Source organism: Streptomyces sp. NPDC091289, assembly GCF_044757365.1.
Taxonomy (GTDB): Bacteria; Actinomycetota; Actinomycetes; order Streptomycetales; family Streptomycetaceae; genus Streptomyces.
In genome coordinates this window covers 13,589-27,803 of the sequence record NZ_JBIVUT010000008.1, presented here as the reverse complement: position 1 = coordinate 27,803, position 14,215 = coordinate 13,589, and the positions used below count along the sequence as shown (strand labels likewise).

At 72.5% G+C, this 14,215-nt stretch carries 17 protein-coding genes; 8 read left to right on the top strand and 9 right to left on the bottom strand.

The features are described 5' to 3' along the window. Positions 1-41 precede the first annotated feature (41 nt). The 5 genes from ACIQPT_RS12250 (at position 42) to ACIQPT_RS12230 (ending at position 4,893) form a co-directional block, all read left to right on the top strand. Positions 42-1,091, top strand: coding sequence for a DEDDh family exonuclease (locus ACIQPT_RS12250; RefSeq protein ID WP_401155209.1), 1,050 nt, complete (start codon positions 42-44; stop codon positions 1,089-1,091). A 64-nt stretch (positions 1,092-1,155) separates the two neighbouring features. Further along, positions 1,156-1,389 carry a hypothetical protein gene (locus ACIQPT_RS12245; protein WP_006123591.1) on the top strand — a complete coding sequence of 78 codons (234 nt, stop codon included), beginning with the start codon at positions 1,156-1,158 and terminating at the stop codon, positions 1,387-1,389. A gap of 78 nt (positions 1,390-1,467) precedes the next feature. Further along, complete coding sequence (locus ACIQPT_RS12240; RefSeq protein WP_401155208.1) at positions 1,468-2,271, top strand: SURF1 family protein; 804 nt, start codon at positions 1,468-1,470, stop codon at positions 2,269-2,271. Positions 2,272-2,339: 68 nt separating this feature from the next. Further along, positions 2,340-4,133: a glycoside hydrolase family 15 protein gene (locus ACIQPT_RS12235; protein ID WP_401155207.1), complete on the top strand. Its 1,794-nt coding sequence runs from the start codon at positions 2,340-2,342 to the stop codon at positions 4,131-4,133. Positions 4,134-4,137: 4 nt separating this feature from the next. Next, positions 4,138-4,893, top strand: coding sequence for an SDR family oxidoreductase (locus ACIQPT_RS12230; RefSeq protein ID WP_401155206.1), 756 nt, complete (start codon positions 4,138-4,140; stop codon positions 4,891-4,893). Between the two features lie 36 nt (positions 4,894-4,929). Here ACIQPT_RS12230 and amaP read toward each other — a convergent pair whose 3' ends face one another. From amaP to ACIQPT_RS12205, 5 genes are read right to left on the bottom strand one after another with little or no spacing between them, the layout of a single operon-like run. Then, the gene (amaP, locus tag ACIQPT_RS12225) at positions 4,930-5,508 is read right to left on the bottom strand and encodes an alkaline shock response membrane anchor protein AmaP (RefSeq protein ID WP_401155205.1); all 579 of its coding nucleotides are present in this window, start codon (positions 5,506-5,508) and stop codon (positions 4,930-4,932) included. 5 nt (positions 5,509-5,513) lie between these two features. Beyond that, positions 5,514-6,197, bottom strand: coding sequence for a DUF6286 domain-containing protein (locus ACIQPT_RS12220; RefSeq protein ID WP_401155203.1), 684 nt, complete (start codon positions 6,195-6,197; stop codon positions 5,514-5,516). Beyond that, positions 6,194-6,547 (bottom strand): Asp23/Gls24 family envelope stress response protein, encoded by a 354-nt coding sequence (locus ACIQPT_RS12215; RefSeq protein ID WP_401155201.1) that lies wholly within the window; start codon positions 6,545-6,547, stop codon positions 6,194-6,196. Before ACIQPT_RS12215 ends, ACIQPT_RS12220 begins: the two co-directional genes overlap by 4 nt. Next, positions 6,544-6,735 (bottom strand): hypothetical protein, encoded by a 192-nt coding sequence (locus ACIQPT_RS12210; protein ID WP_018488194.1) that lies wholly within the window; start codon positions 6,733-6,735, stop codon positions 6,544-6,546. Before ACIQPT_RS12210 ends, ACIQPT_RS12215 begins: the two co-directional genes overlap by 4 nt. A gap of 44 nt (positions 6,736-6,779) precedes the next feature. Continuing rightward, entirely contained in the window at positions 6,780-7,250 is a 471-nt protein-coding gene (locus tag ACIQPT_RS12205) for an Asp23/Gls24 family envelope stress response protein (RefSeq protein ID WP_401155199.1), read from the bottom strand. 93 nt (positions 7,251-7,343) lie between these two features. On the opposite strand from ACIQPT_RS12205, the gene ACIQPT_RS12200 reads away from it, so the two are divergent. Beyond that, positions 7,344-8,093 (top strand): hypothetical protein, encoded by a 750-nt coding sequence (locus tag ACIQPT_RS12200; protein WP_401155197.1) that lies wholly within the window; start codon positions 7,344-7,346, stop codon positions 8,091-8,093. Here the strand turns inward: ACIQPT_RS12200 and ACIQPT_RS12195 are convergent. The 3 genes from ACIQPT_RS12195 to ACIQPT_RS12185 form a co-directional block, all read right to left on the bottom strand. After that, the gene (locus tag ACIQPT_RS12195) at positions 8,083-8,874 is read right to left on the bottom strand and encodes an enoyl-CoA hydratase/isomerase family protein (RefSeq protein WP_103507765.1); all 792 of its coding nucleotides are present in this window, start codon (positions 8,872-8,874) and stop codon (positions 8,083-8,085) included. The two genes, ACIQPT_RS12200 and ACIQPT_RS12195, sit on opposite strands and share 11 nt — an antisense overlap. Positions 8,875-9,018: 144 nt before the next feature. Beyond that, positions 9,019-9,240 carry a helix-turn-helix domain-containing protein gene (locus tag ACIQPT_RS12190; RefSeq protein WP_006123601.1) on the bottom strand — a complete coding sequence of 74 codons (222 nt, stop codon included), beginning with the start codon at positions 9,238-9,240 and terminating at the stop codon, positions 9,019-9,021. 320 nt (positions 9,241-9,560) lie between these two features. Beyond that, the gene (locus ACIQPT_RS12185) at positions 9,561-11,159 is read right to left on the bottom strand and encodes an ABC-F family ATP-binding cassette domain-containing protein (RefSeq protein ID WP_401155195.1); all 1,599 of its coding nucleotides are present in this window, start codon (positions 11,157-11,159) and stop codon (positions 9,561-9,563) included. A 203-nt stretch (positions 11,160-11,362) separates the two neighbouring features. Here ACIQPT_RS12185 and ACIQPT_RS12180 point away from each other — a divergent pair, with 203 nt between their 5' ends. Next, positions 11,363-12,253, top strand: a complete 891-nt coding sequence (locus tag ACIQPT_RS12180; RefSeq protein ID WP_401155193.1) for a neutral zinc metallopeptidase — start codon at positions 11,363-11,365, stop codon at positions 12,251-12,253. Positions 12,254-12,368: 115 nt separating this feature from the next. Further along, on the top strand, positions 12,369-12,779 hold the full coding sequence (locus ACIQPT_RS12175) for a VOC family protein (protein ID WP_401155191.1): 411 nt from the start codon (positions 12,369-12,371) through the stop codon (positions 12,777-12,779). Positions 12,780-12,801: 22 nt separating this feature from the next. Here ACIQPT_RS12175 and ACIQPT_RS12170 read toward each other — a convergent pair whose 3' ends face one another. Continuing rightward, positions 12,802-14,106: a hypothetical protein gene (locus tag ACIQPT_RS12170; RefSeq protein ID WP_401155559.1), complete on the bottom strand. Its 1,305-nt coding sequence runs from the start codon at positions 14,104-14,106 to the stop codon at positions 12,802-12,804. Between the last annotated feature and the right edge of the window lie 109 nt (positions 14,107-14,215).

Here is a 14,215-nt window from a genome sequence, read left to right as displayed (position 1 = left end):
ACGGCCGAATAGGGGACTGTCAGTCATGGCCCGTATTCTCTGTGACCATGCTCGACGACCGCCAGACAGCCGCACCATGGCCGACCGCCTACCCCCAGGGGTACGCGGTCGTCGACGTGGAGACCACCGGCCTCGCCCGCGACGACCGGATAATCTCCGCCGCCGTCTACCGGCTCGACGCCCTGGGCGATGTCGAGGACCACTGGTACACGCTGGTCAACCCGGAGCGGGACCCCGGCCCCGTCTGGATCCACGGGCTGACGAGCGACGTGCTCGAAGGCGCGCCGCTCTTCCCGGAGGTCGCGGCCGCACTGTCGGAGCGGCTCGCGGGCCGGGTGCTCGTCGCGCACAACGCGGCGTTCGACTGGTCGATGATCGCCCGGGAGTACGCACGGGCCGCCGTGGTCGCCCCGGTCGAACACCGGCTGTGCACGATCGCCCTGGCCAAGGAGCTGCGCCTGCCGCTGCCCAACCACAAGCTGGCCACCCTCGCCGCGCACTTCGGGGTCGTACAGCAGCAGGCCCACCACGCCCTGGACGACGCCCGGGTGCTGGCCGAGGCGTTCCGGCCGAGCCTGCACGCGGCGGCCCGGGGCGGGGTGCGGCTGCCGTTGCTGGAGTGCCGGCCGCTGACCGAGTGGTCCGACTCCCCCGTCGCCCCGCGCGTCGGCTATCAGCCCTCCCGGCAGCAGAACAGCTGGCGTCCCTCGCGCAAGCGGCCGGCCTGCCCGTATCCCAACCCCGGGCGGTACGAGAAGGAGAAGCCGCTCCAGCAGGGGATGCGGGTGGCCTTCTCCGGGGACACCTCGATCGACCGGGAGCTGCTGGAGGACCGGGCGGTGGAGGCCGGTCTGCACGTGGCGACCAGCGTGTCCCGGCTGACCAGTCTGCTGGTGACCAACGATCCCGACGCGGCCACGTCCAAGACCCAGAAGGCCAAGTCGTTCGGGACGCCGATCCTGGAGGAGAGCGCCTTCACCCATCTGCTGCGCGATGTGGCCCCGGCCGACGGTGCCGCGCTGCCGCACCAGGCGCCCCCGCCGTCTCCGGAGGCGATCCCGTCGCCCGAGGGAACCCCGTCATCGGAGTGAACCGGGCGCGACTCGCCCGGCGGCCGCTCGCCCCGTGGCCGCCGGGCGTCCCACCCTGTGGCGCATGGCACGTTGCGAGGTTTGCGGAAACGACTACGGCATGTCCTTCGAGGTGCACGCGCAGGGCGCGGTGCATGTCTTCGACTGCTTCTCCTGCGCCATCCACCGCATGGCGCCGATCTGCGAGCACTGCCGGGTCCAGGTGATCGGGCAGGGCGTCGAAGCAGACGGGCACTGGTACTGCGGCGCCCACTGCGCCCGCGCCGAGGGGAAGGCAGGCATCGTGGACAAAGTGTGACGGATCATCCCATCGCCGGATCTCTCCGGCCGCACCCCTGAGTGCCGCACCCCATGACCCCGGTTGTACGGTCATGGGGTGTACCGCTTCCTGTTGACCCGGCAGTGGGTGATCCTCACCCTGCTCGGTCTCGCGCTGATCCCGACGATGATCGAGCTGGGTTTCTGGCAGTTCCACCGGCACGAGCACCGGGTCGAGCAGAACGGGCTGATCTCGCGGAACCTCGACGCGCAGCCGGTCCCGGTCACCGATCTCACCTCCCCCGGGCACACCGTCCCGCGCTCGGACTACTGGCGGACGGTCACCGCGACGGGGACGTTCGACACCGAGCACGAGGTGGTCGTCCGCCGCCGGACCTCGGACGACGACCGCATCGGCGTCCATGTCCTGACCCCCCTGGACCTCAAGGACGGCGGCACCGTGCTGGTCAACCGGGGCTGGGTCCCGGCCGCTCCGAACCAGACCGCCTTCCCCGACGTGCCGCCCGCTCCCCGGGGCGAAGTGACCGTCACCGGCCGCCTCAAGGCGGACGAGACGACCGGCAGCAGCGGCATCAAGGACCTCGCGGGCCTGCCGGACCGGCAGGTGATGCTGATCAACAGCGACCAGCAGTCCCAACTGCTGTCCCGGACGGTCCTCGGCGGATACATCGAGCAGACCGAGCCCGCGCCCTCGGGCGACCTGCCCGAGCAGATCGCCCGCCCCGACGACAGCTCGATCGGCCCGCACATGGCCTACGCCGTCCAGTGGTGGCTGTTCGTCGCCGCGGTCCCGGTCGGCTGGATCATTCTCGTACGCCGTGAGAAGCACGACCGTGAGCAGGCCGCGGCCGGGAACACGACGGCCGGGGCCCCGGAGCAGCCCGCACCGGCGCGCGCCTGAGGTCTCCGGCACACCGCCGGGCCCGATCGGGCTGGTTGACAACGGCCCGGTTCGGGAAAACGCCAGGCGTGACCCCACGCATCGAGGACTACGCCCTGATCGGCGATCTGCAGACCGCCGCACTCGTCGGCAGGAACGGTTCCGTCGACTGGCTCTGCCTGCCCCGCTTCGATTCCGGCGCCTGCTTCGCCGCCCTGCTCGGCGACGAGGAGAACGGCCACTGGCGCATCGCACCCAAGGGAGCGGGCGCCGCGGACACCTGCGCCCGGCGCGGGTACGTGGGTGACTCCCTGGTCCTGGAGACGTACTGGGAGACCCGGACCGGCACGGTGAAGGTCATCGACTTCATGCCGCAGCGCGACAGGACGCCGGACCTGATGCGGATCGTCGAGGGCGTCAGCGGCAGCGTCGACATGAGTTCGGTGCTGCGGCTGCGCTTCGACTTCGGATCCGTGGTGCCCTGGGTGCGCCGTTCGCACGGCCACCGGGTGGCGGTCGCGGGCCCCGACTCCGTCTGGCTGCGCAGCGAGCCGCCGGTCAAGACGTGGGGGCAGCAGTTCAGCACCTGCTCCTCGTTCACCGTCGCCGAGGGCGAGAGCGTGGCGTTCGTGCTGACCTGGCACCCCTCGCACGCGCCGCGCCCCAAGCTGATCGACCCGCGCAAGGCCCTCAAGCACACCCTGCACGACTGGGCGAAGTGGACCGGGAAGTGTACGTACAAGGGCCCCTACCGCGACGCCGTGCTGCGCTCCCTGATCACCCTGAAGGCGCTGACGTACGCCCCGACGGGCGGCATCGTGGCGGCCCCGACCACTTCCCTGCCGGAGGAGATCGGCGGCGTACGGAACTGGGACTACCGCTTCTGCTGGCTGCGGGACGCCACGCTGACCCTCGGGGCGATGGTCGCGGCCGGCTATCTGGAGGAGGCGGCGGCCTGGCGGGACTGGCTGCTGCGGGCCGTCGCCGGGGACCCGGCCGACCTCCAGATCATGTACGGGCTGGCCGGCGAGCGCCGGCTGCCCGAGACGGAGCTGCCCTGGCTCGCCGGGTACGAACACTCCCGGCCGGTGCGCACCGGCAACGCGGCCGTCCGTCAGCGCCAGCTCGATGTGTACGGCGAGGTCATCGACGCGCTCCGCCTCGCCCGCGTCGCCGGACTCGACGACAAGCCGCACGCCTGGAACCTCCAGCTCAGTCTGCTCGGCTTCCTGGAGTCGACCTGGCGCGAGCCGGACGAGGGGCTGTGGGAGATCCGCGGCGTCCGGCGGCACTTCGTGCACTCCAAGGTGATGGCCTGGGTCGCCGCCGACCGGGCGGTGCGCTCGCTGGAGGAGAACCCGGAGCTGCCCGGTGACGCCGAGCGCTGGCGGGCGATGCGGGACGCCGTGCACGCCGAGGTCTGCGAGAAGGGGTACGACCCCGAGCGGAACACCTTCACCCAGTCCTACGGGTCACGGGAGCTCGACGCCTCGACGCTGCTCATCGTGCGGACCGGGTTCCTGCCGCCGGACGACCCCCGGGTCATCGGCACGGTCGACGCGGTCCGCGACGAGCTGGGCAGCGACGGTCTGGTCCGCCGCTACAGCGCCGAGGGCCACTCGGTGGACGGACTGCCGGGCGGCGAGGGGGCGTTCATCGTCTGCTCGTTCTGGCTGGTCGACGCGTTGCAGCGGACCGGCAGACCGGACGAGGCGCGGGAGCTGTTCGAGCATCTGCTGGAGCTCCGCAGCGACCTGGGGCTGCTGGCCGAGGAGTACGACGTCGCGGCGGGGCGGCAGCTGGGCAACTTCCCCCAGGCCTTCAGCCATATCGGACTGGTGAACTCCGCTGTCGACCTCGCCGGGGAGGACCCGGCAGGATAGGGCCATGGATCTTGGACTGAAGGACCGCGTGTACATCGTCACCGGAGCGACCCGGGGACTCGGCAACGCCACGGCCCGCTCCCTGGCCGCCGACGGCGCGAAAGTGATCATCACCGGCCGGGACGAGAAGGCCGTCACGGAGGCCGCCGCCGAACTGGGCCCGGACGCGGTCGGGCTCGCCGCCGACAACGCCGACCCGAGCGCCGCCCGGCGCCTGGTGGACACGGCACGGGAACGCTTCGGGCGGCTCGACGGCATCCTCATCAGCGTCGGCGGACCGGCGCCCGGCTTCCTCGCGGACAACACGGACGACCAGTGGCAGACGGCGTTCGAGACGGTGTTCCTGGGAGCGGTACGGCTCACCCGGACGGCGGCGGAGGCGCTCGGCGAGGGCGGAGTGATCGGCTTCGTGCTCTCCGGATCGGTCCATGAGCCGATCGCGGGGCTGACCATCTCGAACGGGCTGCGCCCCGGTCTCGCCGGTTTCGCCAAGTCGCTGGCCGACGAGCTGGGCCCGCGGGGCATCCGGGTGGTGGGCGTGCTGCCCGCCCGGATCGACACCGACCGGGTCCGTGAACTGGACGCCCTGTCCGGCGACGCGGAGGCCGCCCGAACCGCCAACGAGGCGCGGATCCCGCTGCGGCGCTACGGGACGCCCGAGGAGTTCGGGAAGACCGCGGCCTTCCTCCTCTCCCCCGCCGCCTCGTACCTGACGGGGATCATGGTCCCGGTCGACGGAGGATCACGGCACGGCTTCTGACCGGCCCGGCCCGCTCGCCCGGTGCCGCACGGGCCGTCAGGACACCCGCTCCGCGCGGTGCTTGACGGCCTTGAGGCGCACCTCGGCGGGAAGCGTGTCCAGCCCGGCCGATTCCCTGGCGTGCGCCAGCGCCCCGTCGGCGACCGCGTCCAGCGTCCCCAGGGGTGCGGCATGCGGCTCCATCAGCAGCCGGAGCCGGGCCCGGGGCGCGGTGCGGCGGCCGGTCAGCATCGCCTGGGCACGGGCCACTCCGTCGAGTTCGCCCGCCTCCCCGGCGAGCACGCCCTCCAGGGCGCGGCCCCGCAGCTGCGCCCCTTCGCCGTCGCCGCTGTCCACCAGCACCTCGGCGAGCCAGCCGCGGCGGAGCTGGGCGAGGAACCACCACAGGGCGAGGACCACGAGCACGGCGAGGACGGCGATCACGGTCGGCCACCACCAGCCCTCGTCGCGCCAGCGGTGCCGGTCGGCCGCGCTGAGCAGCACGTCGTTCTTTCCGTCCCAGGGCCACCAGGACGGCACGGACGCGCCGAGGCCGGCGGCCAGCACGGCTCCGCCGACGGCGACCAGCACCAGCCCGGCCAGGGCCAGCAGGACCCGGTTGACGGTGGAGCGCATGCGGCTCATCCCTTCTTCGGCGGTCGGTGCACCTGGACGGAGAGGGCCGGCGGCTTCGCCAGGCCCAGTTCCTGGACGGCCTTCTCCAGCACGGCGTCCAGGTCGGCGCGTACGTCGTCGAGTTCCCGGAAGTGCGAGAGCGCGCTCACCTTCGCCCTGCGCCGTCCCATCCTGACCCGCACGGACTGCACACCGGCCACTTCCACGGCCCGGTCCCGCAGGACCAGTGCGGCGGCGGTGCGGTCGAGTCCGGCCCGGACCTCGGCGCGGTCGCGGCGCATCGGCAGCAGGTCGCGCAGTCCGGGGGTGAGGGCCAGCAGGATCAGCCAGAGGCCGATCAACGCCGCGACGCCCGCCCCGATGAGCACCACGACGTCGTTCAGCTGCCGGTCGGCCAGTCCGTCGGCGAGGGAACGCCGCCACTGCATGGCCGAACGGTCGGCGCGTACGGCGGCGATGTCGTAGAGCAGCAGTCCGGCCGCGCCCAGGAGGACCAGGGACAGCAGGGCGGCCGGGACCCGGCGCGCGGACCAGAAGCGGCCGGCCCGGCCGTCGCCCTGGTCCAGGGTGGGGACCGGTGCGCGGGCCTCGGCCGACGCGTCCGGGACCGGCACGGTCGCCTCGGCGTCGCTCTGCTCGACCGTGGGCATGCGCCGGGTGGAGCCGGTCGGTTCACCGGGTTCGGTCATCGGATCCTCCCCTGTGCTGCGGCGCTCGCTCCGGCGGGGTGCAGCCGTTCGACCTGCACGGCCACTTCGGGCACGTCCATGCCGGCCAGTGCCTTGACCCGCTGGGCGACCCGGCGGCGTACGGCGCCGCACTGGTGGCCGATGTCGCAGGGGTAGCCGAGTTCGAGGCTGACCCGGACCCGGGCGGCGTCGCGGTGCACGGTGACCGTGGCACGCGGCGACGCCCCGTCCGCCGGAGGTTCGTCGACCGCTTCCTTCGCCGCCTGGGCGGCGATCTTGGCGACGACGCGGTCGGCGATCCGGGTCTCGCCCCGTTCGGCGGCGGCGACCCGGCCGGTCACCGCCGTCACCGTCGCCGGTCGCCGCGCTCGCGACTCCGGAAGAAGTCGCCGGGTTCCAGGTCGCCGTCCAGGAAGCGGCCGGCGATGAAGCCGATCGCGCCCAGCGCGGCCACCAGTACGAAGGCTCCGAAGCCGCCGAAATATCCGGCGAACCCGAGCGCCATGCCGGCCAGCAGACCGGCCGCAGCCATGCTCATCGTGTTTCTCTCCTCAACTGCCGTGCGACGGAGACGCGGAAGGACTACTGGACCCGCTGCTCGGGCTCGTCCTCGTCGTCCTCCTCGTCGGGCAGCTTGACGTCGCTGACCGCGATGTTGACTTCGACGACTTCGAGACCGGTCATGCGCTCCACCGCGGCGACGACGTTCTCGCGGACGTCGCGGGCCACGTCGGAGATGGACACGCCGTAGTCGACGACGATCTCCAGGTCGAGGGCGGCCTGGGACTCGCCGACCTCGGCCTTCACGCCGCGGGTGACGGACTTGCCGCCGCCGGGGACCCGGTCGCGGACGGCGCCGAACGTCCGCGACAGGCCGCTGCCCATCGCGTGGACGCCGACCACGTCGCGTGCCGCCATCCCGGCGATCTTCTCGACGACGCCGTCGGCGATGGTGGTACGGCCCCGGGTGCCGGGGTCGCCGCCGCCGCGCTTGCCGAGGTTCTTGTCGCTCGGACCGCCGGCGGGGTTGTTGCGCTGGGAGGTGTCAGTCATCGCCGCTCTTCCCTTCGGGACAGGGTTGGACTTCCTTGCCCACGTTAAGTGCGCTTTCCCCATCCCGCGCCGTGGATGCGGCAGGCTGGGGCGATGACAACGGCGCGGGGCCCGCAGAGGGCCGAAGGATGGACCGCTGCGGTACGGCAACGGCTGGGCCTGGGCAGACTGCTGCCGCTGGGCGGCCCGGCGGACGGCGCGTGGATCGCGGAGACGGCTGCCGTCTCGGTGCTGCGCGGGGCCGCGGCCCGCCCCGGGACGGTGCTGGGGAAGCTGCGGATCGGTCCGGTGGGCGAAGCGGTGGCCGGGGGCGGCCCCGACGCTCCGCGGGACCCGGCGGGCCCGGTGCCGCCCCCGGTTCCGGTTCCGGTTCCGGCGAGCGCGCTGCCGCCGGGGCCACTGCGGATCGAGGCGGAGTTCTCGGCCGCCCCGGACCGGCCGCTGCCCGACGCCGCGGCGGCCCTGCGCGCGGCGCTCGTCACGGCCGCGGCCGCCCGGCTGGGTCTGGAGATCGCCGAGGTGGATCTGACGGTGACGGCATTGCTGGCGGAGGGTGCGCCCGATCAGGTGACGGCAGAGGTGACAGCGACGGCCGCCGCCCGGGTCGCGAAGCCGGAGGGCCCGGTGGCGTCGGCGGCCGCCGGCGCGCCGGGCGTCGTCTCGCTGACCCGGGTCCTGGGCAGCCCCGTGCACACCGCCCCGGACCATGTACGGGTCGAGGTGGCGACGGCCGCGGACCACCGGGCGCTGGATGTCGCCCGGTCGGTGCGCACGGCGGTGGCGGCGGCCACGGAGGCGCGGCTGCCGGTGTCGGTGCTGGTCACGGACGTGGTCAGTCGGTGATGCCCGCCAGGTCGCGGAGCCGGCGGCCCTGGGCGGCCCGCTCGGCGACGCGCTGCTCCTCGTAGGTACGCGAGAGCGCGCCGCCGAGGAGGGCCTTGGTCTCGACGACGGCGTCACGGGGGGCGGCCACCAGAGCGGCGGCCAGGTCGCGGGCCGCAGCGTCGAGCTGGTCGGCGGGGACCACGAGGTTGGCGAGGCCGGTGCGCTCGGCCTCCTCGGCGTGCACGAAGCGGCCGGTGGCGCAGATTTCGAGCGCGCGGGCATACCCCACGAGGTGCACCAGGGGGTGGGTGCCCGTGAGGTCGGGAACGAGTCCGAGGCTGGTCTCGCGCATGGCGAACTGCACGTCCTCGGCGACGATCCGCAGATCGCAGGCGAGGGCGAGCTGGAAGCCGGCGCCGATGGCGTGGCCCTGGACCGTCGCGATCGACACGAGATCGTTGCGGCGCCACCAGGTGAACGCCTCCTGGTACTCGGCGATGGTCGCGTCGAGCTCGGCCTCCGGGCCGCGCGCCATGTCGAGGAACGACGGCTCGCCGTCGAAGCCCTCGGGAGTGAAGGCCTGCCGGTCGAGGCCCGCGGAGAAGGACTTGCCCTCGCCACGGAGCACCACGACCCGCACCGTGCCGGGCAGCGCCCGTCCGGCCTCGGTCAACGCCCGCCACAGAGCGGGAGACTGAGCGTTGCGCTTGGCCGGGTTGGTGAGCGTCACCGTGGCGACGGCGTCGTCGACGGTGAGCCGTACGCCGTCCTTGTCGAGCACAGTGTCGAGCGAGGTCATGGGGCGCCTCCGGATCGGGTGCAGTCAGCACTCAGAACTAAGTGACTGAACAGTAACCACCCGGACGACCTTGCGGTCAGCCGGGTGGCCACCCCGAAATCCGTTGGGCCCGAAGAGACCGGAAACGCCGGAAACCCGCAGGCCTCAGGCCGAAGCGGCCTTCTTGCCCCGTGTCGCGCCGCCACGTCCTCGCAGCGTCACTCCGGACTCACTGAGCATCCGGTGGACGAATCCGTAGGAGCGGCCGGTTTCCTCGGCCAACGCCCGGATGCTCGCACCGGAGTCGTACTTCTTCTTCAGGTCTGCCGCGAGCTTGTCACGCGCGGCGCCGGTTACCCGGCTGCCCTTCTTCAGAGTCTCGGCCACCCGTGCCTCCTCATGCGAAGTGCGCTCTGGACTCTCATGATCACCCCTACCGCGCGTCCTGGCCACCCATTCGGCAAGGTCGGTGCGAGCGGTTTCCCGGACGAGAAGCGCCTCGACACGATCGGAATCCCTGATTCCAGCGGGCGTACGAGGGCGTATGGCCCTCACCTGCCGGAGAACGGGCAGGTCAGGGCCGTACGGGGAGAGGAGCCCGGAAAAGGGGCGCACGACGGGTGAGCGCCGGGCGCACCACCGGAGTACGAGACGTTCTCACGCAGATGATGGATCACGCGTAGGCCGAATGATCCACCCCCGGTGGATCAGGCGAGGGCGACGAGGTCGCGGTAGTCCGCTCCCCAGAGGTCCTCGACACCGTCCGGGAGCAGGATGATCCGCTCCGGCTGGAGCGCCTCGACGGCGCCCTCGTCGTGGGTGACGAGGACGACGGCGCCCTTGTAGGTGCGCAGCGCGCCGAGGATCTCCTCGCGGCTGGCGGGGTCGAGGTTGTTCGTCGGCTCGTCGAGCAGGAGCACGTTGGCGGAGGAGACGACCAGGGTCGCGAGCGCGAGCCGGGTCTTCTCGCCGCCGGAGAGCACGCCGGCGGGCTTGTCGACGTCGTCGCCGGAGAAGAGGAAGGAGCCGAGCGTCTTGCGGACCGCGACGAGGTCGAGGTCGGGGGCGGCGGAGCGCATGTTCTCCAGGACCGTGCGGTCCGGGTCGAGGGTCTCGTGCTCCTGGGCGTAGTACCCGAGCTTGAGGCCGTGGCCCTCGATGATCTGGCCGGTGTCGGGCTTCTCGGCACCGCCGAGCAGGCGCAGCAGCGTGGTCTTGCCGGCGCCGTTGAGGCCGAGGATGACGACGCGGGAGCCCTTGTCGATGGCGAGGTCGACGTCGGTGAAGATCTCCAGCGAGCCGTACGACTTGGAGAGGCCCTCCGCCATCAGCGGGGTCTTGCCGCAGGGCGAGGGGTCGGGGAAGCGCAGCTTGGCGACCTTGTCGGAGACGCGTACGGCCTCCAGGCCCGAGAGCAGCCGGTCGGCGCGCTTGGCCATGTTCTGGGCGGCGACGGTCTTGGTGGCCTTGGCTCGCATCTTGTCGGCCTGCGCGTTGAGGGTCGCGGCCTTCTTCTCGGCGTTCTGGCGCTCGCGCTTGCGGCGCTTCTCGTCGGCCTCGCGCTGCTGCTGGTAGAGCTTCCAGCCCATGTTGTAGACGTCGATCTGGGAGCGGTTGGCGTCGAGGTAGAAGACCTTGTTGACGACCGTCTCGACCAGCTCGACATCGTGGGAGATCACGATGAAGCCGCCGCGGTAGGACTTGAGGTAGTCGCGCAGCCAGACGATGGAGTCGGCGTCGAGGTGGTTGGTGGGCTCGTCGAGGAGCAGGGTGTCGGCGTCCGAGAAGAGGATCCGGGCCAGCTCCACGCGGCGGCGCTGACCGCCGGAGAGCGTATGGAGGGGCTGGCCGAGGACCCGGTCGGGCAGGCTGAGCGCGGCGGCGATGGTGGCGGCCTCGGCCTCGGCGGCGTATCCGCCCTTGGTGAGGAACTCCGTCTCCAGGCGCTCGTACTTCTTCATCGCCTTCTCGCGGGTGGCGCCCTGCCCGTTCGCCATCCGGTCCTCGTTCTCGCGCATCTTGCGCAGGATCGTGTCGAGACCGCGGGCGGAGAGGATGCGGTCGCGGGCGAGGATGTCGAGGTCGCCGGTGCGCGGGTCCTGCGGGAGGTAGCCCACCTCGCCGGACTTGGTGATGGTGCCCCCGGCGGGGGTGCCCTCGCCCGCGAGGCACTTGGTGAGGGTGGTCTTGCCCGCTCCGTTGCGGCCGACGAGGCCGATGCGGTCGCCCTTGGCGATGCGGAAGGAAGCGGATTCGATGAGGATGCGGGCGCCGGCGCGCAGCTCGATGCCGGAAGCGGTGATCACGGAAAAACTCCAGGGCAGTTTGGACGGCGGAGGGACGAGGGCGGAGGTCTCTCGACGCCGCTAATGCACAAGGAGGAAGGCCATACGGCCCATTCTACTGGCGGTACGCAACTTCTTTTCCGCGTGCCCGGTGGGACGAACCATCCGATACTCGGCGCAGGGCGTCACCCCGTCGCCCGCCCGAGCCCGAGGGTGGTGCGCCCGTGCAGTTCGACGACGACGCCGATCTGGACACGTCCGAGGTCCAGGATGTGCGCGGCAGCCGGATCCCGGGCGGCAGGGCCACCGTGGGCGGCGGCATCGCGGGGGTGATCGCCCTGATCCTGGGCCTGCTCTTCGGTGTCGGCCCCGATCAGCTCGGGCTGACCTCCGACGGCGCGGACCCGGCGGCGACCTCGTCGTCGGCCGGGCAGGTGCAGGAGAGCTGCCTGAAGGGCCAGGACGCGAACAGTCGGGAGGACTGCCGGACCGTCGCGGTGGTCAACAGCGTGCAGGACTTCTGGCGTCAGGAGTTCGACCGGCGCGACGCGGAGTACAGGGCCGCCCCGACGGTCCTGTTCAGCCAGCGGGTGGGCACCGCGTGCGGGGCCGCCACCTCGGCGGTCGGGCCGTTCTACTGCCCCGCCGACCGCAAGGTCTATCTGGACCTCGGGTTCTTCGACGATCTGCGGACGAAGTTCGGCTCCAGCGGCGGCCCGTTCGCCCAGGCGTACGTCGTGGCGCACGAGTACGGCCACCATGTGCAGAACCAGATGGGGACGCTGAGCCGGTCGCAGGACGGGCGGCAGGGCGAGAACAGCAACGCGGTGAAGGTGGAGCTGCAGGCCGACTGCTACGCCGGGGTCTGGGCGCACCACGCGACGACGACGCCGGACGAGTCGACCGGCCGGCCGCTGATCACGGAGCTGACCCGGGCGGACGTCCGGGACGGCCTGGACGCGGCGGCGGCGGTCGGCGACGACCGGATCCAGGAGCGCTACCAGGGCCGGGTCACCCCGGAGTCGTGGACGCACGGTTCGGCCGCGCAGCGGCAGCAGTGGTTCTCCACCGGGTTCCGCACGGGCGATATGGCCAAGTGCGACACGTTCGCCTGAGCCGAACGCTCCTGACCTGCGGGGATCCCCTTCGGGAGGGCATTGTCAGTGCCTGATGGAAGACTGAGACGCAGATCACATCAGGTGCGGCGGACATCCAGGAGAGGTGAGTGCGATGGCAGGCGCGGGGAGCGGCGTTCCCACGATCTATCCGACGGTCCTGTACGACGACGCGAAGGCCGCGATCAGGACGCTGACGCAGGGCCTCGGCTTCACCGAGGAGGCGGTCTACGAGGGGGAGAACGGCAGTGTGCTCCATGCCGAGCTGTCCTTGGGCAACGGCAGGGTGATGCTCGGCTCCAAGGGCCGCGAGGGGGTGTTCGCGCGGGCGATGGCGGGCGCGGGCCCGGCGGGGGTGTACGTGGTGGTGGACGAGGTGGACGAGCACTTCGCCCGGGCCAAGGAGTTCGGTGTGGAGATCCTCATGGAGCCGACCGACCAGGACTACGGCTCCCGGGACTACATGGCGCGGGACGCCGAGGGCAATGTGTGGAGCTTCGGGACGTACGCCCCGGGGTCCGGCTGAGCGGACCCCGGCGGCGGACGGTTCAGGCTCCTCCGGTGTGCACCTGGAAGGCGGCCCGGCGGACCGCCTTGGCCAGGGCCGGGTCCGGGTGGGCGGCGGCCAGGGCGACCAGGACCTGGACGGTGCGCGGGTGGCCGACGGCCCTGACCTCGTCGAGCAGGGCCGGGACGGTGCCCTGGACGGCGGAGTCGAGGTGGCGGACCAGGAGCCCGGTCTCGCCGTGGTCGGCGACGGCGGCCGCGGTGTCGACCCAGAGCCAGGTGGATTCCTCGCGGCTGAGGACGTCCTGGGCGTCGTCCGGGTCGTTGCCCTCGTACTCGGCGAGCCAGAGCAGGGCGTAGGGCCGCAGCGAGGGTTCGGCGAGCACGGCGCGGACCTCGGGTTCGGCGGGGGCGCCGACGACCCTCAGCGCCTCGAAGGCCAGTCCGCGCAGCAGCGCGTCCTCGCCCCGGGCGACGGCCAGCAGTTCGGCGACGGCGCTGCCGACGGTGCGGGCGGCGAGCCAGGCACGGTATTCGTCGCGGGCCGGTCCCGGGGTGAGCCGGGCGCAGCCGAGGAGCATGTCGGCGGCGGACTGCTCGATGTTCCCGGCCGGGCTCTGGGCGGCGACGCAGATCTGTTCCAGCTTGACCCAGACCGCCCAGTTGCCGAGCGGGGTGAGGGTGGCGTGCCCTTTGCCGAGGGTCAGCGCCCCGACGGCGGCGAGGCCCTCCAGGGCCCAGTCGAGCAGCAGGGCGTTGAGGTCGTCGCTCCGGTCGGGTGCGGCGGCGGGCGCTGTTCTGCCGGGGCCCAGGGGCACTTCGCAGCGCTCCTCCTGGAGTTCGGCGACGCGCTGGCCGAGGAGGTCCAGCAGGGCGGGGACGGTGACGGGGCCCGCGGAGAGCTGGAGGAGGGAGAGCACCTGGGGCACGGCCTCGACGGCTTCGGCGACCGCGCCCGCCTCGATGCCCTCGGGCGCGGCGTGGACGAGCGACCAGGCGTCGAAGAGCGCCACCCAGCCGCGCAGCACGGCGGAGTCGTCCCGGTCCCAGGCGCGCAGCCGCCAGCCGGGGCGGGCGGTGTCGCCGTGCAGCTCGATGAGTCCGGCCAGCCGGGCCCGGTCCCAGCCCGCGCGGACCTGCGCCGGGGAGAGCTCCAGAGCGGTGGCCGCCCGTTCGAGGGCGTGGGCCGCGAGCGGGGCGGTGGTGCCCGGCCCCGGGGTGCCGGCGGCCCAGTGGGCGATGCGTACGGCGTCGGCGAGCACCGCCCTGGCCTGGCGCGCCAGTTCCGTGCGGGGCGGGGTGCCCTCGGGGGGCCGGGGAGCCGGCCTGGTGCGCCGGGTGGTCACGGCCTTGCGGGCGGTGGCAAGGGGTCGCGGGCGGACAAGTCGCAGCCTGGAGTCGCGCGGAGTACGGGACGTCACGGGAGCAGTCTTGCCCCTGACGGCCCGAAAGCCC

What these genes read in the sequence shown, in the direction of transcription:
- ACIQPT_RS12195 (WP_103507765.1), bottom strand. Translation starts at nt 8,874, where the DNA reads ATGACCTCGCTCGACACTGTGCTCGACAAGGACGGCGTACGGCTCACC.
- ACIQPT_RS12230 (WP_401155206.1), top strand. Translation starts at nt 4,138, where the DNA reads ATGGATCTTGGACTGAAGGACCGCGTGTACATCGTCACCGGAGCGACC.
- ACIQPT_RS12245 (WP_006123591.1), top strand. Translation starts at nt 1,156, where the DNA reads ATGGCACGTTGCGAGGTTTGCGGAAACGACTACGGCATGTCCTTCGAG.
- ACIQPT_RS12205 (WP_401155199.1), bottom strand. Translation starts at nt 7,250, where the DNA reads ATGACTGACACCTCCCAGCGCAACAACCCCGCCGGCGGTCCGAGCGAC.
- ACIQPT_RS12200 (WP_401155197.1), top strand. Translation starts at nt 7,344, where the DNA reads ATGACAACGGCGCGGGGCCCGCAGAGGGCCGAAGGATGGACCGCTGCG.
- ACIQPT_RS12210 (WP_018488194.1), bottom strand. Translation starts at nt 6,735, where the DNA reads ATGAGCATGGCTGCGGCCGGTCTGCTGGCCGGCATGGCGCTCGGGTTC.
- ACIQPT_RS12220 (WP_401155203.1), bottom strand. Translation starts at nt 6,197, where the DNA reads ATGACCGAACCCGGTGAACCGACCGGCTCCACCCGGCGCATGCCCACG.
- ACIQPT_RS12175 (WP_401155191.1), top strand. Translation starts at nt 12,369, where the DNA reads ATGGCAGGCGCGGGGAGCGGCGTTCCCACGATCTATCCGACGGTCCTG.
- amaP (WP_401155205.1), bottom strand. Translation starts at nt 5,508, where the DNA reads ATGCGCTCCACCGTCAACCGGGTCCTGCTGGCCCTGGCCGGGCTGGTG.